The 20,066-nt window shown below is 70.7% G+C and carries 10 protein-coding genes and 1 pseudogene; 9 read left to right on the top strand and 2 right to left on the bottom strand.

Annotated elements, in window-relative coordinates; translation table 11 throughout:
* Nucleotides 1–8 precede the first annotated feature (8 nt).
* Nucleotides 9–1,607, top strand: a complete 1,599-nt coding sequence (locus tag ACFV8T_RS13710; RefSeq protein WP_385327206.1) for an amidohydrolase — start codon at nt 9–11, stop codon at nt 1,605–1,607.
* 37 nt (nt 1,608–1,644) lie between these two features.
* Here the strand turns inward: ACFV8T_RS13710 and ACFV8T_RS13705 are convergent, their stop codons facing one another.
* Both ACFV8T_RS13705 and ACFV8T_RS13700 read right to left on the bottom strand, forming a co-directional pair.
* The gene (locus ACFV8T_RS13705) at nt 1,645–2,604 is read right to left on the bottom strand and encodes a phosphatase PAP2 family protein (RefSeq protein WP_385327204.1); all 960 of its coding nucleotides are present in this window, start codon (nt 2,602–2,604) and stop codon (nt 1,645–1,647) included.
* Between the two features lie 130 nt (nt 2,605–2,734).
* Complete coding sequence (locus tag ACFV8T_RS13700; RefSeq protein WP_385327202.1) at nt 2,735–3,772, bottom strand: LacI family DNA-binding transcriptional regulator; 1,038 nt, start codon at nt 3,770–3,772, stop codon at nt 2,735–2,737.
* A 358-nt stretch (nt 3,773–4,130) separates the two neighbouring features.
* Here ACFV8T_RS13700 and ACFV8T_RS13695 point away from each other — a divergent pair, with 358 nt between their 5' ends.
* From ACFV8T_RS13695 to ACFV8T_RS13660, 8 genes and pseudogenes are all read left to right on the top strand, one after another.
* Nucleotides 4,131–5,405, top strand: a complete 1,275-nt coding sequence (locus ACFV8T_RS13695; RefSeq protein ID WP_385327200.1) for an extracellular solute-binding protein — start codon at nt 4,131–4,133, stop codon at nt 5,403–5,405.
* Nucleotides 5,406–5,424: 19 nt separating this feature from the next.
* Complete coding sequence (locus ACFV8T_RS13690; RefSeq protein WP_266420088.1) at nt 5,425–6,444, top strand: carbohydrate ABC transporter permease; 1,020 nt, start codon at nt 5,425–5,427, stop codon at nt 6,442–6,444.
* The gene (locus ACFV8T_RS13685; protein WP_385327198.1) at nt 6,441–7,334 is read left to right on the top strand and encodes a sugar ABC transporter permease; all 894 of its coding nucleotides are present in this window, start codon (nt 6,441–6,443) and stop codon (nt 7,332–7,334) included. Before ACFV8T_RS13690 ends, ACFV8T_RS13685 begins: the two co-directional genes overlap by 4 nt.
* A 309-nt stretch (nt 7,335–7,643) precedes the next feature.
* Nucleotides 7,644–9,320, top strand: a complete 1,677-nt coding sequence (locus tag ACFV8T_RS13680) for a glycoside hydrolase family 13 protein (protein WP_385327196.1) — start codon at nt 7,644–7,646, stop codon at nt 9,318–9,320.
* Nucleotides 9,305–10,360 carry a LacI family DNA-binding transcriptional regulator gene (locus ACFV8T_RS13675; protein WP_385327194.1) on the top strand — a complete coding sequence of 352 codons (1,056 nt, stop codon included), beginning with the start codon at nt 9,305–9,307 and terminating at the stop codon, nt 10,358–10,360. Before ACFV8T_RS13680 ends, ACFV8T_RS13675 begins: the two co-directional genes overlap by 16 nt.
* A 426-nt stretch (nt 10,361–10,786) precedes the next feature.
* A pseudogene (locus tag ACFV8T_RS13670) lies at nt 10,787–12,178 on the top strand (alpha-amylase family protein); the annotation flags it as partial.
* Nucleotides 12,179–12,379: 201 nt separating this feature from the next.
* Nucleotides 12,380–17,701 (top strand): pullulanase-type alpha-1,6-glucosidase, encoded by a 5,322-nt coding sequence (gene pulA, locus ACFV8T_RS13665; RefSeq protein ID WP_385327192.1) that lies wholly within the window; start codon nt 12,380–12,382, stop codon nt 17,699–17,701.
* A 188-nt stretch (nt 17,702–17,889) separates the two neighbouring features.
* Nucleotides 17,890–19,926 carry an ATP-binding protein gene (locus ACFV8T_RS13660; RefSeq protein WP_385327190.1) on the top strand — a complete coding sequence of 679 codons (2,037 nt, stop codon included), beginning with the start codon at nt 17,890–17,892 and terminating at the stop codon, nt 19,924–19,926.
* Nucleotides 19,927–20,066: the final 140 nt, after the last annotated feature.

Here is a 20,066-nt window from a genome sequence, read left to right as displayed (position 1 = left end):
GTCCCACCGTGTCCGCAGCCGACCTCCTCCTCACCGGAGCCCGTGTCCGCACCCTCGATCCGGCCCGGCCGGAAGCCACCGCCGTGGCGGTCAAGGACGGGGTGATCACCGCGGTCGGCGACGAGGCCGGACTGCGCGAGTGGCGCGGCAACGGCACGGTCCACATCGACCTGTCCGGGGCCACCCTCACGCCCGGCCTGGTCGACGCGCACAGCCACCCCGTCTGGGGCCTGGAGATGGCCACCGGCACGGACCTCACCGCCGTCCGCGACCTCGGCCGGCTGCGCGCCGCCCTGGCAGCCGCCGAACGGACCGAGGGCTGGGTCATCGCCTGGGGCCTGGACCACAACGCCTTCGGCGGCCGGCCCGTGGACCGGGCCCTGATCGAGGACGCCATCGGCGGGGCCCCCGCCTTCATCCGGCTCTACGACGGGCACTCCGCCCTGGCCAGCGGGGCGGCCCTGGAACGCGCCGGGATCACGGGCCCCCGCACCTTCGCCCAGCGCTCCACCGTCGTCTGCGACCCCGACGGCCGCCCCACCGGGCATCTGATCGAGCACGCCGCGATGGACCTGGTCGGGGAACGGCTGCCCAGGCCCTCGTACGCGGAACGCCGCCACCGGCTCGTGGAACTGCTCTCCGGCATGGCCGCCACCGGCCTCACCGGGGCCCATGTGATGGACCTCGCCGACGGCTCCGTGCCCGAGCTGCTGGCCGCCGTCGAGGAGGAGACGGACCTGCCCGTACGGCTGCGGCTGGCCCCCTGGTGCATGCCGGGCGCCGACCAGGAGGCCCTGGACGAGCTGGTACGTGTGCAGAGCGAGGCGGGCCGGCTCTGGCGCGTCGGCGGCGTCAAGTTCTTCATGGACGGCACCGTCGAGGGCGGCACCGCGTGGCTGGAGCACGCCGACTGCCACGGGGAGGGCACCGAGGCGTTCTGGCCGGACCCGCAGGCGTACACCGCCGCCGTCCACCATCTGCACCGCGCCGGGGTGCGCACCGCCACGCACGCCATCGGGGACGCGGCCGTGCGGCATGTGCTGGACACCGTGGAGGCGCTGGGGGAGAGCGGCCGGCTCCGCCACCGCATCGAGCACATCGAGACCGTCCCGAACGGCCTGGCCGCCCGGTTCGCCGCCCTCGGGGTGATCGCCTCGATGCAGCCCACGCACACCGCGTACACCCGTGCCGACCACAGCGACGAATGGTCGAAGCGGCTCGGTGACGAGCGGGCCGGGCGGGCCTGGCGCTGCCGGGACCTGCGCGACGCCGGGGCCTACCTGGCGCTGGGCTCGGACTGGCCGATCGCCCACTACGACGTACGGCAGGTGCTGGCCACGGCCCGGCTGCGGCGGCTGCCGGGGGCGTACGGCACCGAGCCGGTCACCGCCGAGCAGGCGCTGACCGGGCTGATGGCGCTGGAGGGCTGCACCTCGCACGCGGCGGTCGCCGCCGGGGAGCAACGCGTCGCGGGCCGGATCGCCGTGGGCTACCGGGCCGATCTGACGGCGTTCGGGGTGGATCCGGTGGCGGCCCCGGCGGACGAGCTGGGGGAGGCGCCGGTGCGGCTCACGGTGTGCGGGGGGCGCGTGGTGCACCGGGGGTGAGGTCCGGCGACGGGCGCCGCTGAGGCCGCATACGCCCTCAGCGGCGGCCCGCCGCCGCGTCCGCCGCCGGGCGCCGCGGCGGGATCGGCGTACGCGCGGCCAGGCCGGCCAGCCGCGCCCTTCCGCGCGGCAGCGGCACCCGCTTCGGGAGATGGTGCGGCAGCGAGCCGTACCAGGCGTACGACACCGCGTAACCGAAGGCCAGGCACGTCATGCCGCCCAGCGCGTCCAGCCAGAAGTGGTTGGCGGTCGACACGATGACGACCAGGGTGACCGTCGGGTAGAGCAGGCCCAGGACGCGCGCCCAGGGCGCGGAGGCCAGCGCGAAGACGGTCAGACCGCACCAGAGCGACCAGCCGATGTGCATCGACGGCATCGCCGCGTACTGGTTCGACATGTTCTTGAAGTTGCCCGAGGCCATCGAACCCCAGGTGTGATGGACCAGCACGGTGTCGATGAAGTGGCCGCCGTTCATCAGACGGGGCGGTGCCAGCGGATACAGGTAGTAACCGAGCAGCGCCACGCCCGTGGTCGCGAACAGGGCCAGGCGGGCCGCCGAGTAACGGCCGGGGTGGCAGCGGAACAGCCAGACCAGCACACAGACGGTGACGACGAAGTGCAGCGTCGCGTAGTAGTAGTTCATCGAGACGATCAGCCATGTCGCGGAATTCACCGCGTGGTTGACCGTCTGCTCCACCGCGATGCCCAGGTGGTTCTCGGCCGACCAGATCCGGTTGGCGTTGCGCAGGGCCTCGGTCCGCTGCTCCGGGACGGCGTTGCGCACCAGCGAGTACACCCAGTAACTGGCCGCGACGAGCAGGATTTCGAACCAGATGCGCGGCCGGCGGGGGGAGCGCAGGTGACGCAGTCTCGCCGGGACGCTGTTGCGCCGTCCGGTGTTCCGCTTCGGGTTCGCCGCGGGGGCCGCCTCGTCCACGATGGGTGACGGGGTGGCCTCCGGTCGGCCTTCCTGTGACGTCACGCTCAATTCACCCATAGGCACAGAGTCTGCCAGAAAATGCCCCTCCGCCCGTTGATCCTCCGGCCGGGTCCGGGCCGCACATCAGGAGTGCCGGAAACGCGTGCTCGAACTGCGTGCCGGGAACGGGCGTGGGATCCTGGGCGGGTCAGGCGGTGGTGGCCGGAGCGGGCCCCGGGCCAGCGGCCGTTGAACCGCGAACGACCAGTTCGGGCATGAAGACGAACTCGCTGTGCGGGGCGGGCGTGCCGCCGACCTCCTCCAGGAGCGTGCGCACGGCGGCCTGGCCCATCGCCGTCACCGGCTGACGGATCGTGGTCAGCGGCGGATCGGTGAACGCTATGAGCGGCGAGTCGTCGTAGCCGACCACCGACAGATCGCGCGGTACCTCCATCGACAGCCGGCGGGCGGCCCGGATCGCGCCGAGCGCCATCATGTCGCTCGCGCACACCACCGCCGTGCAGCCCCGCTCCATCAGCGCCGACGCCGCGGCCTGTCCACCCTCCAGAGTGAACAGCGAATGCTGGATCAGCTCCTCCACCTCGTCCGGCGCGAGGTCCAACTGCTCCTGCACGGTGGCGCGGAAGCCCTCGATCTTGCGCAGGACCGGCACGAACCGCTTCGGGCCGACCGCCAGACCGATCCGCTGATGGCCCAGCGACACCAGGTGCGTCACCGCGAGCCGCATCGCGGCCCGGTCGTCCGGAGAGATGAACGGCGCCTGGACCTTCGGCGAGAAGCCGTTGACCAGGACGAACGGGACACCCTTGGCGCGCAGTTGTTCATAGCGCTGCATATCGGCCGAGGTGTCGGCGTGCAGCCCGGAGACGAAGATGATGCCCGCGACGCCGCGGTCGACCAGCATCTCGGTCAACTCGTCCTCGGTGGAGCCGCCGGGGGTCTGGGTCGCCAGCACCGGCGTGTAGCCCTGCCGCGTCAGCGCCTGGCCGATGACCTGGGCCAGGGCGGGAAAGATGGGGTTCTCCAGCTCGGGCGTGATCAGGCCCACCAGCCCCGCGCTGCGCCTGCGCAGCCGTACGGGCCGTTCGTAGCCGAGAACGTCGAGCGCGGCGAGAACGGATTCGCGGGTGGCCGCTGCAACACCGGGCTTGCCGTTCAGTACGCGGCTGACCGTCGCTTCGCTGACCCCCGCCTGAGTTGCGATATCGGCAAGCCGTGCGGTCATGGAAGTGGACTGTACCGGGCGTATGTCGGATTGCCCACCATGCGCATGAATCGGACGACCGTACCCGTGCGGCGGTCAGGGGTGGATTCCCGGCAACATCTTGCAAGGTCTTGCGAGCCGGGTTTGCGAACGGCGGTCGGATCGTCGCACCGCAGGGACCGAGGGCTGTGGCCTGCCGTTGCCAGGGGGTGACGTCTGTCGTCAAGAGGCTTGACGGCAACCGTGAGGACACGCGAATGTAACGATCGTCGGCGCTTGCAGAAATCTTCCGCAAAGTCTTTCGGCGTTCTTTCATCCTTGTTACGTTCTCGTCGACCCGGCGCCGCGACGGAGCGGTACGGCAGTTGAAGGAGTTCAGATGCGACGTGGCATAACGGCCACCGCCCTGGTCGCGGCCCTGGCGTTCGCGGCGACCGCCTGCGGCAGCGACAGCGAGTCCGACGGCACGAGCAAGGGCTCGGGCGAGCTCTCCGGCACCGTGACGTGGTGGGACACCTCCACCGCGGGCAGCGAGGACAAGGTCTTCAAGAAGATCGCCGAGGACTTCACCAAGAAGCACCCGAAGGTCCACGTCAAGTACGTCAACGTGCCCTTCGGCGACGCGCAGAACAAGTTCAAGAACGCGGCCCAGTCCGGCTCCGACGCCCCCGACGTCATCCGCTCCGAGGTCGCCTGGACCCCCGAGTTCGCCGACCTCGGTTACCTGGCCCCGCTCGACGGCACCGCCGCGCTGACGAACCCGGACGACTTCCTGAAGCAGGCCGCCGCGTCCACCAAGTACAAGGACAAGACGTACGCGGTGCCGCAGGTCATCGACTCCATGGGCATCTTCTACAACAAGAAGATCTTCAAGGACGCCGGTGTCGAGGTCCCCAGGACCGTCGGCGAGCTGAAGACCGTCTCCAAGAAGATCAAGGACAAGACCGGCAAGACCGGTATGTACCTGCGCGGCGACGACGCCTACTGGTTCCTCTCCTTCCTGTACGGCGAGGGCGGCGACATGGTCGACGCCTCCACCAAGTCCGTCACCATCGACAACCCCGAGGGCGTCAAGGCGATGAAGGTCGTCAAGGACCTCGTCGACTCGGGTGCCGCCAAGACCGATGCCACGGACGGCTGGGAGAACATGCAGGCGTCCTTCAAGGACGGCAAGGTCGCCATGATGATCAACGGCCCGTGGGCCGTCGCCGACACCTTCGCCGGCAAGGAGTTCAAGGACAAGGCCAACCTGGGCATCGCCCCGGTCCCGGCCGGCTCCGCCGCGCAGGGCGCCCCGCAGGGCGGTCACAACCTGGCCGTCTACGCGGGCTCCAAGAACCTCGACGCCTCCTACGCCTTCGTCGACTACATGACGTCCGCGGAGACCCAGGCCAAGGTCACCAAGGAGCTGAGCCTCCTGCCGACCCGCACCTCCGCCTACGCCAGGCAGGACGTCGTCGACAGCGAGATCGTCGGCTTCTTCAAGCCCGTCGTCGAGACCGCCGTCGAGCGCCCCTGGATCCCGGAGACCGGCAGCCTCTTCGCCCCGCTCGTCACCGAGTACACCAAGGTCCTGACCGGCCAGACCACGCCGGACAAGGCCGTCAAGACGACCGGCGACTCCTACCGCAAGCTCCTCAAGGGCTGGAAGTAACAGGAAGGCAGGCCGGCTGATGGCTGTCCACACCGGCCAGTCGGTGGCGAAGGCCGCGGGCGACGACGTCGTCGCCCGCGGCCGGAGCCGCGGTACTGGCAACCCCCCGCCGCCGAGCAGGATCCGACGCGCGCTGTCGACCCACTGGTACGCCTGGACCATGGTCGCCCCGGTCGTCGTCGTGATCGGCGTGATCATCGGCTATCCGCTGGTCCGCGGCATCTACCTGTCGATGACCGACGCCAACGAGCGCAACGTCGAACGTTCCATCGGTGTCAACCACATGCCCGCCACGTACGAGTTCGTGGGCCTGGACAACTACACCGACGCGCTCACGGGCAGTCAGTTCCTCGACACACTCGGCTGGACCCTGGTGTGGACGGTCTCCTGCGTGACCATCACCTTCTGTCTCGGGATGGCCCTCGCCAACATCCTCAACCGCCGCATCGCCGGCCGTTCCGCGTACCGGATGGCGCTCATCCTGCCCTGGGCCATCCCCGGCTTCGTCTCCGTCTTCGCCTGGCGCTTCCTCTACAACGAGGACCGCGGGCTGCTCAACAAGATCCTCTCCGGCGGCGGGATCGACGGCATACCGTGGCTGAACGACCCCACCTGGGCGAAGCTCTCCGTCATCGCCGTGAACGTCTGGCTCGGTGTGCCGTTCATGATGGTCGCCCTGCTCGGCGGACTGCAGTCGATCCCCAGCGAGCACTACGAGGCCGCCGAGATGGACGGCGCCACCGCCTGGCAGCGGTTCCGCCACATCACGCTGCCCGGACTGCGGCCGGTCTCCACCACGGTGATCCTGCTCTCCACCATCTGGACCTTCAACATGTTCCCGGTGATCTACCTGCTGACCCGCGGCGGACCCGGTGAGGCCACCCAGATCCTGGTCACCCAGGCGTACAAGTTCTCCTTCGAGATCAGCCCGCGCGACTTCGCGCAGTCCTCCACCTGGGGCGTACTGATCCTCGTCCTCCTGATGATCTTCGCCGCCGTCTACCGGCGAGTCCTGCGCACCCAGGGAGACGACTGGTGACCACCGCCCCCGCAACCACCGCCCCGGCCGCCTCCGCCCGGAGCACCGCGCGCAAGGTCCGGCTGCGCGGCGAGCGTTCGCCGATCGCCTCCGTCGCGCTGCACCTCACGCTCATCGTGGCGTCCGTGATCGCCGTCTTCCCCGTGCTATGGGTCCTGCTCACCTCGCTGAAGCCCGCCGCGTACGCGACCACCACGGACTTCTTCAAAGAGACGACGTTCGAGAACTACACGAACCTGATCCAGAACACGAAGTTCCTCACCTGGTTCGGTAACTCCGTGCTCGTCGCGGGGCTCACCACGCTTCTCGGCGTCATCGTCTCCGCCTCCACCGGCTACGCCGTCAGCCGCTTCCGCTTCCCGGGCAAGCGCGGGCTGATGTGGACGCTCCTGATCACCCAGATGTTCCCGGTCGCCGTCCTCATCGTGCCGATCTACAACATCATGGCGGGCATGGGGCTGCTCAATCAGCCGGCCGGCCTCGTCATCACCTACCTCACCATCTCGGTGCCGTTCTGCGCCTGGATGATGAAGGGCTTCTTCGACACCATCCCGCGCGAGATCGACGAGTCGGGCCAGGTCGACGGCCTCACCCCGTTCGGCACGTTCTGGCGGCTCGTCCTGCCGCTCGCCAAGCCCGGCCTCGCCGTCACCGCGTTCTACTCCTTCATCACCGCGTGGGGCGAAGTGGCGTACGCCTCTGCCTTCATGGTCGGCGAGGACAACCTCACCCTCGCGGGCGGACTGCAGCTCTTCGTCAACCAGTACGGGGCCCAGTGGGGGCCGATGACCGCCGCGTCCGTGCTGATCGCGATACCCGCGGCCCTGGTCTTCCTCTTCGCCCAGCGCCACCTGGTCACCGGCATGTCCGCCGGAGCCGTCAAGGGCTGAGGGGCTGTCGGGTGACCTCCGATCGGGCAGCCACGGTCTGGCACGCACGTTTCCCGCGTTGCCGAAATGCCCTGGTAGCTCCCTCCCCGAACTCTCGACTTCGTTCGAGCGGGGGAGGCCCCGTCCGAGGACATCCCGGCGCCTTGGCATCGCCCGCACCGGTCCGCGTCCGCTTTCCCATCGGAGGGCACCCGACAGCCTCTGAGCCGGCACGCTCCCGCACGACCCGAACGCACCAAGTCACGGCGGTCCGCCGGTGTCCCGACCCGGTCCCGGCGCCGCTTCCCACCCCGACACCTCAGGGATGACATGACCCAGCACCTCGCTGCCCCCTCCACCGGCACGTCCGGCGACGCTCCGGCCCACCAGACCGGCTGGTGGCAGGACGCGGTGATCTACCAGGTCTACCCACGGAGCTTCGCCGACGGCAACGGCGACGGCATGGGCGATCTCGCAGGCGTACGCGGCAGACTCCCGTACCTCAAGGACCTCGGTGTGGACGCGGTCTGGCTCAGCCCGTTCTACGCGTCCCCGCAGGCCGACGCGGGATACGACGTCGCCGACTACCGTGCCATCGACCCGATGTTCGGCACCCTGCTGGACGCCGACGCGCTGATCCGGGACGCCCACGACCTGGGCCTGCGGATCATCGTGGACCTGGTGCCCAACCACTCCTCGGACCGGCACGAGTGGTTCAAGCGCGCCCTCGCCGAGGGCCCCGGCTCCGCGCTGCGCGAGCGCTACCACTTCCGCCCCGGCAAGGGCGCGGACGGCGAACTGCCGCCCAACGACTGGGAGTCCATCTTCGGCGGCCCCGCCTGGACCCGGACCACCGACCCGGACGGCACCCCGGGCGACTGGTACCTCCACCTCTTCGCGCCCGAGCAGCCCGACTTCAACTGGGAACACCCGGCCGTCGCCGACGAGTTCCGGTCGATCCTGCGCTTCTGGCTCGACATGGGCGTCGACGGCTTCCGGGTCGACGTAGCCCACGGCCTCGTCAAGGCCGCCGGCCTGCCCGACCTCGGCAGCCACGACCAGCTCAAGCTGCTCGGCAACGACGTCATGCCGTTCTTCGACCAGGACGGGGTGCACGAGATCTACCGCTCCTGGCGCATCATCCTCGACGAGTACCCCGGCAACCGCATCGCCGTCGCCGAGGCCTGGACCCCCACGGTCGAGCGCACCGCCAACTACGTACGCCCCGACGAGATGCACCAGGCGTTCAACTTCCAGTACCTCTCCACCGCCTGGGACGCGGCCGAGCTCCGCAAGGTCATCGACACCTCGCTCGACGCGATGCGTCCGGTCGGCGCCCCCACCACCTGGGTGCTCTCCAACCACGACGTGACCCGGCACACCACCCGGTTCGCCAACCCGCCCGGCCTCGGCACCCAGATCCGTGAGGCCGGCGACCGCGAGCTGGGCCTGCGCCGGGCCCGCGCCGCCACCCTGCTGATGCTGGCGCTGCCCGGCTCCGCGTACGTCTACCAGGGCGAGGAGCTCGGCCTGCCCGACGTCACCGACCTGCCCGACGAGGTCCGTCAGGACCCGTCGTTCTTCCGCGCGGAGGGCCAGGACGGCTTCCGCGACGGCTGCCGGGTGCCGATCCCGTGGACCCGCGACGGCAGCTCGTACGGCTTCGGCGACGGCGGCAGCTGGCTGCCCCAGCCCGATGGCTGGGGCGAGCTGAGCGTCCAGGCGCAGACCGGCACCGCCGGTTCCACGCTGGAGCTGTACCGGTCCGCGATCACCGCCCGCCGGGCGCACCCCGGGCTCGGCGCCGGAACCGCGGTGGAGTGGCTCAAGGCCCCCGAGGGCCTGCTGATCTTCGCCCGCCCCGGCTTCGTCTGCACCGTCAACACGACGGGGCGCCCGGTGCGCATCCCGGTGCGCGGCACCGTCCTGCTGTCCAGCAGCCCGGTCGTCACCGACGGCGCCGAGATCGAGCTGCCCGCGGACACCACGGTGTGGTGGACGGTGTGACCGTCCCTCTGCCCAGGACCGGCGGTGCGCCGAGGCTCTCGGACATCGCCGGTCAGGCAGCGGTCAGCGAGGCGACCGTCAGCCGGGTGCTCAACGGGAAACCGGGCGTCGCGGACCCCACACGTCAGCGGGTGCTCGCGGCGCTGGACATCCTCGGCTACGAACGTCCCGTACGGCTGCGCAGGCGCAGCGCCGGGCTGATCGGACTGGTGACGCCCGAGCTCACCAACCCGATCTTCCCGGCGTTCGCGCAGTCCGTCGAGCAGGTGCTGGCCGGGCACGGCTACACCCCGGTGCTCTGCACCCAGCTGCCCGGCGGCGCCACCGAGGACGAGCTCGTCGAGCAGCTCGTCGAGCGCGGCGTCGGCGGGATCGTCTTCCTCTCCGGGCTGCACGCCGACATGTCGGCCGACCCGGCCCGGTACGCCGCGCTCACCGACCGCGGCGTGCCGTTCGTCCTGATCAACGGCTACAACGAACGGATCAGCGCGGCGTTCGTCTCGCCCGACGACTCCGCCGCCGTGCGGATGGCCGTCGGGCACCTCGCCGACCTCGGCCACAGCAGGGTCGGTCTGGCGATCGGGCCGCAGCGCTACGTGCCGTCCCGCCGCAAGCGCGAGGGCTTCCTCGACGCCGCGGTGAACCTGCTGGGCCTGGACCGCGCCGAGGCCGAACTCCTCGTCTGCCCCACGCTGTTCAGCGTCGAGGGCGGCCAGGTCGCGGCGGGTGCGCTGCTCGACCAGGGGTGCACGGGCATCGTCTGCGGCAGCGACCTGATGGCGCTGGGCGTGGTGCGTGCGGCCCGGGAGCGCGGGCTCGGCGTGCCGCGCGACGTGTCGGTGGTGGGCTTCGACGACTCGCAGCTGATCGCGTTCACCGATCCGCCGCTGACGACGGTGCGTCAGCCCGTGCAGGCGATGGCGGCGGCGGCGGTGAGCGCCCTGCTGGAGGAGATCGGCGGCAGCCCGGTGCAGCGCACGGAGTACGTGTTCCAGCCGGAGCTGGTGGTACGGGGATCCACCGCGGCGCTCCGGCTCTGAGCGCTCCGGCTCTGAGGCCCGCGGGGCCGGTCCGGGCGTACAGGAGAGGCACCGGGAGTCGGCCCGGAATGGGCCTGCGGGGAGTGAGCGACCCCGGGTGCCTCTCTTGCGCGTGACCGGCCCGGCCGGCCGGGCGCGTGGGGTCCGGGGTCACCGGAACCCCCGGCCGACCGGACCGGAGTCGGGAGAAACTTAACAGCGCTGCAATGTTTTGCGTAAGTCCTTGCAGGAAGAAAACTGCCGTATTTCCTGGATGTGAGCGGACCATGTCCAAAGGGTTGACCAGTGACTGACGGGCTCGTACGGTCTGCGTCGCGGCAAGGTTTGCATTCTTGCAGCAAGAACCTTCAGGAGCCTTGAGGGCAGGGCGCGTTGCCACGTGAGGCTGCACCGTCACCCGCATTTCCCCCCACAGCAGGAGGAAACATGGCACGCAGACCACTGTCCGCGGCGCTCGCCCTGGCAGCAGGCGCCGCCGCCCTCGTGGCCCCCACCACGACCGCCCAGGCCGCCACCCCCGGAGACAAGGACGTCACCGCCGTCCTCTTCGAGTGGAAATTCGACTCCGTGGCCAAGGCCTGCACGGACTCCCTCGGCCCGGCCGGCTACGGCTACGTACAGGTCTCGCCACCCCAGGAGCACATCCAGGGCAGCCAGTGGTGGACCTCGTACCAGCCCGTCAGTTACAAGATCGCCGGACGGCTCGGCGACCGTGCCTCGTTCGCCGCCATGGTCGGCACCTGCCACGCCGCCGGCGTCAAGGTCGTCGCCGACTCCGTCATCAACCACATGTCGGCCGGATCGGGCACCGGCACCGGCGGCTCCTCGTACTCCAAGTACGACTACCCCGGCCTGTACTCCGCGCCCGACATGGACGACTGCACCGCGCAGATCAGCAACTACCAGGACCGAGCCAACGTCCAGAACTGCGAACTCGTCGGCCTCGCCGACCTGGACACCGGCGAGGAGTACGTGCGCGGCAGGATAGCCGGATACCTCGACGACCTGCTCTCCCTGGGCGTCGACGGCTTCCGCATCGACGCCGCCAAGCACATGCCGGCCGCCGACCTCGCCGACATCAAGTCGCGGCTGAGCAACCCCGGCGTCTACTGGAAGCAGGAGGCGATCCACGGCGCGGGCGAGGCCGTCCAGCCCGACGAGTACACCGGCACCGGGGACGTCCAGGAATTCCGCTACGCCCGCGGCCTCAAGCAGGTCTTCAACAACGAGAACCTCGCCTATCTGAAGAACTACGGCGAGGGCTGGGGCTTCATGCCGTCGTCGAAGGCCGCGGTCTTCGTCGACAACCACGACACCGAGCGCGGCGGCGACACGCTGAACTACAAGGACGGCGCGAACTACACCCTCGCCCATGTCTTCATGCTGGCCTGGCCGTACGGCTCGCCCGATGTCCACTCCGGCTACGAGTGGTCCGACAAGGACGCGGGCCCGCCCGACGGCGGTACGGTGAACGCCTGTTACAGCGACGGGTGGAAGTGCCAGCACGCCTGGCGCGAGATCTCCTCCATGGTCGGCTTCCGCAACACGGCGCGCGGCGAGTCCGTCACCGACTGGTGGGACGACGGCGGGGACCGGATCGCGTTCGGCCGCGGCTCCAAGGCGTACGTCGCGATCAACCACGAGGGCTCCTCGCTGACCCGTACGTTCCAGACCTCGCTGCCCGCCGGTGACTACTGCGACATCCAGTCCGGCAACGGCGTCACGGTGAACGGCTCGGGCCGGTTCACCGCGACTCTGGGCGCGAACACGGCGGTGGCACTCCAGGTGAACGCCCGCACTTGCGCGGGCACCACCGGCTGACCGGGGCTACCCGGGGGTGGGGGGCGCACCAGGGCGATCCCCGCGGGACGGCGCAGCACGAGGGCGGCCCGCCCGCGGTGCGGCACGAGTCCGCGTCGTCCGAGGAGACACCCCGGTGGGCCCCCGCCCCCGCCCCGCCACCCCGACGAAGTCCGCCCACCCCGAGAACCCCCACCCGCACACAAGGAGACCCAGCCTGTGTCCCGTTCCACCCTCGGACGTGGAGCCGTCGCCGCACTCTGCGCGGCGCTCCTCCCCGTCGTCCCGGCGGCATCCGCCTCCGCCGCGCCGAGACCCCCGGGCCCGCCCCCGGACTCCCGGCTGGCCGCCGAACCCGCACGTCACGACCTGACGCGGGAGCAGTTCTACTTCGTCATGCCGGACCGGTTCGCCAACGGCGACACCTCCAACGACCGCGGCGGGCTCACCGGTTCACGCACGGACACCGGCTACGACCCCACCGACAAGGGCTTCTACCAGGGCGGCGACCTCAAGGGCCTGACCGACCGGCTCGACTACATCAAGGGCCTCGGCACCACCGCCATCTGGCTCGCCCCGATCTTCAAGAACCGCCCGGTCCAGGGCACCGGCAAGGACGCCTCGGCCGGCTACCACGGCTACTGGATCACCGACTTCACGCAGGTCGACCCGCACTTTGGCACCAACGCCGACCTGTCGAAGCTGATCGGCAGGGCCCACGCCAAGGGCATGAAGGTCTTCTTCGACGTCATCACCAACCACACCGCGGACACCGTCGACTACGCCGAGAAGGCCTACGGCTACCGGCCGAAGGGCGCCTACCCGTACCTGGACAGGGACGGCCGCCCCTTCGACGACGCCAAGGGCCTGGCGAAGGTGGACGCGGACTCGTTCCCGTACACCCCGAAGAACACCGGGACCGCCGGGAAGAAGGTCCCGTCCTGGCTCAACGACCCGACGATGTACCACAACCGCGGCGACTCGACCTTCGCCGGCGAGTCCGCCACGTACGGCGACTTCTCCGGGCTGGACGATCTGTGGACCGAGCGGCCCGAGGTCGTCTCCGGCATGGAGAAGATCTACGAGAAGTGGGTCCGGGACTTCGACATCGACGGTTTCCGGATCGACACCGTCAAACACGTCGACCTGGACTTCTGGACCCGGTGGGCGACGGCCCTGGACACCTACGCGGCCAAGCACGGCCGCGAGGACTTCTTCATGTTCGGCGAGGTCTACTCCTCCGACACCGCCGTCACCTCGCCCTACGTCACCCGGGGCCGGCTCGACGCGACGCTCGACTTCCCCTTCCAGGAAGCGGCACGCCAGTACGCCTCGCAGGGCGCCCCGGCCGCGAAGCTCGCGGCGGTGTTCGGCGACGACTACCGCTACACCACCGACAAGGCCAACGCCTACGAGCAGGTGACCTTCCTCGGCAACCACGACATGGGCCGCATCGGCGCGTTCCTGAAGCAGGACAACCCGAAGGCCGACGACGCGGAACTCGTCCGGCGCGCGGAGCTCGCCAACGAGCTGATGTTCCTCGGCCGCGGGAACCCCGTCGTCTACTACGGCGACGAGCAGGGCTTCACCGGCGCCGGCGGTGACCGGGACGCCCGGCAGACCATGTTCGCCTCGAAGACCGCCGACTACCTCGACGACGACGAACTGGGCACCGACCGCACCCACGCCGCCGACGCGTACGACACGAAGCACCCCCTGTACCGGAACATCGCCGCGCTCTCCGAACTCACCAGGAAGAACCCGGCACTGCGCGACGGTGTCCAGACCGAGCGGTACGCGGAGGGCTCCGTCTACGCCTTCTCCCGTACGGACCCCGAGAAGCCCGACGAGTACCTCGTGGCCACCAACAACGGCACCGCCCCGAGGACCGTCGAGCTGCCCACCGCATCGGCCGGTATGAACTTCCGTACGCTGTACGGGGGTTCGGCCACCATCCGCAGCGGCGCGGACAAGAAGATCACCGTCACCGTCCCCGCCCTCTCCAGCCTCGTGCTGCGCGCCGAGAAGCCCCTGGGCGCCCCGGCCACCAAGCCCTCGATCACGATCGAGGCGCCCGCCGCCGGAGCCACCGGCACTGTGGAGCTCTCCGCCGACGTCGACGGCGGACAGCTGAACCGGGTCGTCTTCGCCGCGCAGACCGGCAACGGGAAGTGGGTCACGCTCGGTTCCGCCGACCACGCCCCGTACCGGGTCACCCAGCACCTGGACGGCAAGGTGGCGGCCGGAACACCGCTGCGCTACAAGGCGGTCGTCGTCGACCGCGCCGGCCGCACCGCGAGCGCACTCGCCGCGAGCACCGCCGGACAGGCCCCGGCCGACACGAAGCCCGTGGCCGTCCAGCGCGACTACGCCGTCGTCCATTACAAGCGCGCGGACGGCGACTACGCGGGCCGGCAGCTCAGGTCGGGCGACGCGACGGCCGACTTCACCGGGCGCGACGCCTACGGGGCCTTCGCCTGGCTCAAGCTCGACGAAGGCGCGTCCACCGTCCCGTACACCGTCGAGAAGGACGGCACCGCCGACGGGCCGCAGCGCACCGTCGAACTCGCGAAGACCGGGCAGGTCTGGATCGAGCAGGGCAAGGACGGCCAGGCCGACACGGCCCCCGACGGCGCCTACCCGCCGCAGGACACCACGAAGGCCGTACTGCACTACTACCGGCCCGACGGCGACTACGACGGCTGGGGGCTGCACACCTGGACCGGCGCCAAGGAGCCCACCGACTGGGCCAAGCCGCTCCAGCCGGTGAAGAAGGACGCCTCCGGCGCCACCTTCGAGGTGCCGCTCACCGACGGCGCCACCTCGCTCAGCTACATCCTGCACAAGGGCGACGAGAAGGACCTCCCCAGCGACCAGTCGCTCGACCTCGCCACCTACGGGCACGAGGTCTGGATGCTCGGCGCCACACCCGGCTACCTGCTGCCCCAGGCCGGCGGCATACCCACCCCCGACCTCTCCAAGGCCGAGGCGCAGTGGATCGACGCCGACACCGTCGTATGGAAGGTGAAGGCCACCGGCGCCACCAGCCAGCAGCTCGTCCACGCACCGCGCGGCGGCATCTCCGTCGTCGACGGGGCACTCTCCGACGAGGGCCAGTGGCTGCGGCTCACCCCCTCCGCGCTGACCGACGCGCAGAGGGCGAAGCATCCGAACCTCAAGGACTACCCGGCGTTCACCATCGACGCCCGGGACCGGGACCGGGTCCGTGACGCGCTGCGCGGCCAGCTGATCGCCACCCAGCGCGCCGCCAACGGCGCCCTGCTCGCCGCCACCGGCGTACAGAGCGCGGGCGTGCTCGACGACCTGTACGGCAAGAACGCGGCCGGCGCCTCGCTCGGCCCGGTCTTCGACCACGGTCGCCCCACCCTGTCCGTCTGGGCACCCACCGCGCGGACCGTCGCCCTCGAACTCGACGGGAAGAGCGTCCCGATGCGGCGCGACGACCGCACCGGCGTCTGGTCGGTCACCGGAGCGAAGAGCTGGAACGGCAAGCCCTACCGGTACGCCGTGACCGTCTGGGCGCCCACCGTCCAAAGGCTCGTCACCAACAAGGTCACCGACCCGTACTCCACCGCCCTGACCACCGACTCCGCGCGCAGCCTCGTCGTCGACCTCGACGACCCGAAGCTGGCACCGAAGGGCTGGTCCGGGCTGCGGAAGCCCGCCGCCGTCCCGCTGCGCGACGCCCAGATCCAGGAGCTGCACATCCGCGACTTCTCGATCGCGGACCGCACCTCGAAGCACCCCGGCGAGTACCTCGCCTTCACCGACACCCGCTCCGACGGGATGAAGCACCTCAAGCAGCTCGCGGACTCCGGCACCAGCTACGTCCATCTGCTGCCCGCCTTCGACATCGGCACCATCCCCGAGAAGAAGTCCGGCCAGCAGAAACCGGCCTGCGAGCTGTCCGTGTACGCCCCCGACTCCGAGGAGCAGCAGGCCTGCGTGGCGAAGGCCGCCGCGAAGGACGGGTTCAACTGGGGCTACGACCCGCTGCACTACACCGTCCCGGAGGGCTCCTACGCCTCCGACCCGGACGGCACCCGGCGCACCGTCGAGTTCCGGCAGATGGTGCAGGGGCTGAACGGCGCGGGGCTGCGCACCGTCATGGACGTCGTCTACAACCACACCGTCGCCTCCGGCCAGGACGACAAGTCCGTACTCGACCGGATCGTGCCCGGCTACTACCAGCGGCTCCTGGACGACGGCACCGTCGCCACCTCCACCTGCTGCGCCAACACCGCACCCGAGAACACCATGATGGGCAAGCTGGTCGTCGACTCGGTCGTCACCTGGGCCAAGGAGTACAAGGTCGACGGTTTTCGCTTCGACCTGATGGGCCACCACCCCAAGGACAACATCCTCGCCGTCCGCAAGGCGCTCGACGGGCTGACCGTGGCCAAGGACGGCGTCGACGGGAAGAAGATCATCCTGTACGGGGAGGGCTGGAACTTCGGTGAGATCGCCGACGACGCCCGCTTCGTCCAGGCGACCCAGAAGAACATGGCCGGCACCGGCATCGCCACCTTCTCCGACCGCTCCCGCGACGCCGTCCGCGGCGGCAGCCCGTTCGACGAGGACCCGGGCGTACAGGGCTTCGCCACCGGCCTCTACACCGACCCCAACACCTCGGCCGCCAACGGGACGAGGACCGAACAGAAGGCCCGGCTGCTCCACTACCAGGACCTGATCAAGGTCGGCCTCACCGGCAACCTCGCCGACTACACCTTCACCGACTCCGCCGGCCACACGGTCAAGGGGTCCGGCGTCGACTACAACGGCGCCCCCGCCGGATACGCCGCGGCCCCCGGCGATGCCCTCGCCTACGCGGACGCCCACGACAACGAGTCGCTCTACGACACGCTCGCCTTCAAGCTCCCGGCGGGCACATCGGCGGCCGACCGGGCCCGCATGCAGGTCCTGGCCATGGCGACGGCCACCCTCTCGCAGGGCCCCTCGCTCTCCCAGGCGGGCACCGACCTGCTGCGCTCCAAGTCCCTGGACCGCAACTCCTACGACAGCGGCGACTGGTTCAACGCCCTGCACTGGGACTGCCGCGACGGCAACGGCTTCGGCCGCGGACTGCCGCCGGCCGCCGACAACGCGTCCAAGTGGTCCTACGCGAAGCCGCTGCTGGCCGACGCCGCGCTCCGCCCCGGCTGCGCGCAGATCGACGCCGCGTCCGCCGCGTACCGGGACCTGCTCACCATCCGCTCCACGGAGAAGGACTTCGGCCTCGCCACCACCGGCCGGGTGCAGTCCGCCCTGTCCTTCCCGCTCTCCGGGAAGGACGAGACACCGGGCGTGATCACCATGCGGCTCGGGAAGCTGGTGGTGGTCCTCAACGCCGCCCCCGGCACCGAGACCCAGACGGTCGCCGGGCTGGCGGGGAAGCAGTACGCACTGCACCCGGTCCAGGCCGCGGGCGCGGATCCTACCGTCAAGAAGTCCATGTATGAGAAGAGTTCGGGAAGATTCACCGTCCCGGGACGTACGGTGGCGGTTTTCTCCCTGAACTGAGCCATAACGGGGCTACGTTGGGAGGCAGCAGCCGTCGGGGAATGCCGCAGCACCGCACCCCCGGCGCGCCCTCCCACCCCCGGCCGGTCCCGGCCCCTTTCCGGTACGCCAGGCGTCCTCGCATGCCTGCGCCGTACGGGAACCAGGGGCCGGGACCGGCCGGTCCACCTGTTTCAGCGACGGTGACCATGGCGAGCAACATCCCCGAGGAGACAAGCAGCTTTGTCGGACGGAAAGCGGAACTTGCCAGGCTGGAGCACACTCTCGCCACGTACCGGCTGACCACGCTCACCGGCACCGGCGGCGTCGGCAAGACCAGACTCGCCGTCCGGGCGGCCCGGCAGGCGGCGGCCGGACACCGCGACGGCGCGTGGTGGGCGGACCTGTCGCCGCTCCACGACGACGGACTGCTCATCGCGACCGTCTCCGACGCGGTCGGGCTCTCCGACCACACCCTGCGCATGCCCATCGACGCCCTGTGCGAATGGCTCGTCGACAAGGAACTGCTGCTGGTTCTCGACTCGTGCGAACATCTGCGCTCCGCCTGCGCGCACCTGCTCGGCGAGATCCTCACGACGTCCCCCGGCCTCACCGTGCTCGCCACCAGTCGGCAGCCCCTGGACATCAGGGGCGAGCAGATCGTCGAGGTGGACCCGCTGCCGGTCGAGGGCGCGGCCGACGCGCTGACGCTGTTCCGGGACCGGGCGGCCGCGGCGGCCCCGGAGCTCGCCCTCGACGAGCCGGGGAACGCGGAGGCCGCCGCCGAGATCTGCCGCAGCCTCGAAGGCATTCCGCTCGCCATCGAACTCGCGGCGGGAGCCCTCGGCCGGGACACCGTCGAGCAGGTCGCCGCGCGGATCAGCTCCCGCTTCGACGTACCGGACGACACCTCGCTCCGGCCGCCGCGCCACCGCACCCTGCGCACCGCCATCGGCTGGAGCCATGAGCTGTGCGCCCCGCTGGAACGGCTGCTCTGGGCCCGGCTGACCGTCCTGCGCGGCGACTTCGACGAGGCCGCGGCCCGCGAGGTCTGCGCCGGGGGGCCGCTCACCCCGGACGGGGTGACCCGGGCGCTGGACGGACTGGTCGCCAAGTCCGTCGTCGGACGGGACGGCCTGCGGTACCGCATGCTCGACACCATCCGCGAGTACGGACGGATGTGGCTCGCCGAACTCGGTGAGGAACGGGCTGCCGCCGACCGGCACGCCGCCTGCTTCCTCGGCCTGGCCCGCAACGCCCACGCCGGCTGGACCGGCGACGACCAGATCAGCTGGTACCACCGCATCGCCGAGGCGCACGCCGACCTCTGCGCCGCCCTCGACCACCTGCTGGTCCACGACACCGCGGCCGCCCAGGAGATGGCGGGACGGATCGGCTTCTTCTGGTGCTGCTGCGGCCATCTCCCGCAGACCCGCGAATACGCCCGGCGCGCCCTGGCCGCCGGACCGACCGAAGGACCCCACCGCACCCGCGCCCTGTGGGTGCTGGGCATCACCGTCATGCTCCAGGGCGACTACCCGGCCGCCCGCCGGCTGGGCCGGGAGTGCACCAGGGAGGCGGCGCGCGACGGCGCCGACGAGGGCATCCTCGCCGCCGCCTATCTGTGCGGCCTCACCCATCTGATGACCGGCCGCCCCGAGGCGGGCCTCCGCGAGGTCGACCGGGTCCTGCGCTCGACCGGCACCGCCACCCCGCTGGAGAAGGCCTACCGGCTGCGGTGCCGGCTCATCACGGTCTTCGCCCTGACCGGGCTCGGACGGCTGGACGAGGCGGCGGAGGCGGCCTCGGTCCTGCGCGCGGTCTGCGAGGCCCTGGACGAATGCTGGACCCGTAGCTACGTCGACTACCAGCTCGCCCTGATCGCCCTGCTCCAGGGCGACGCCGAATCCTCCGCCGCCCACGCCCGTTCGATGCTCGCGGGCAAGCACCGCATGCGCGACAGCTTCGGCATCGCGCTCGGCCTGGACATCCTGGCCGCGGCGATCGCCGCCCAGGGCGAGGGCGCCCGCGCCGCCCGGGTGTACGGCACGGGCCAGGTGTACTGGCGCATGGTCGGCCACCCGCAACGCGGTACCCCGGAACTGGGCCCACTGCGCGAGGCCTGCGAACGCCAGGCCCGCGAGGCCGTCGGCGACGCGGCCTACCAGCGGGCCTTCGAGCGGGGCCGGGCGGACAACGCGGAAGTGGGCCTGGCGGCGGCGCTCCAGGGTGAACTGCTCATGTAGCGCGTTCCCGTTCCCATGGGTACGGGGACGCGAGCCCGGGCCGGGTTTTTCCCCGGGCTGGGCGGCAGGAAGGGGGGGAGGGAACAGATTAGGGGGGGAGGGGGGGAGGGAGGGGGGAAAGGGGGGGGGGAAGCCCAGAA

The sequence above is a fragment of the Streptomyces sp. NPDC059832 genome, from assembly GCF_042731715.1.
Classification (GTDB): domain Bacteria; phylum Actinomycetota; class Actinomycetes; order Streptomycetales; family Streptomycetaceae; genus Streptomyces.
The sequence above is the reverse complement of the archived record's forward strand: the minus strand, read 5'-3'. Positions and strand labels throughout refer to the sequence as shown.

Coding starts and splice junctions, on each gene's coding strand:
- ACFV8T_RS13705 (WP_385327204.1), bottom strand. CDS start 2,604: ATGGGTGAATTGAGCGTGACGTCACAGGAAGGCCGACCGGAGGCCACC.
- ACFV8T_RS13700 (WP_385327202.1), bottom strand. CDS start 3,772: ATGACCGCACGGCTTGCCGATATCGCAACTCAGGCGGGGGTCAGCGAA.
- ACFV8T_RS13695 (WP_385327200.1), top strand. CDS start 4,131: ATGCGACGTGGCATAACGGCCACCGCCCTGGTCGCGGCCCTGGCGTTC.
- ACFV8T_RS13690 (WP_266420088.1), top strand. CDS start 5,425: ATGGCTGTCCACACCGGCCAGTCGGTGGCGAAGGCCGCGGGCGACGAC.
- ACFV8T_RS13680 (WP_385327196.1), top strand. CDS start 7,644: ATGACCCAGCACCTCGCTGCCCCCTCCACCGGCACGTCCGGCGACGCT.
- ACFV8T_RS13660 (WP_385327190.1), top strand. CDS start 17,890: ATGGCGAGCAACATCCCCGAGGAGACAAGCAGCTTTGTCGGACGGAAA.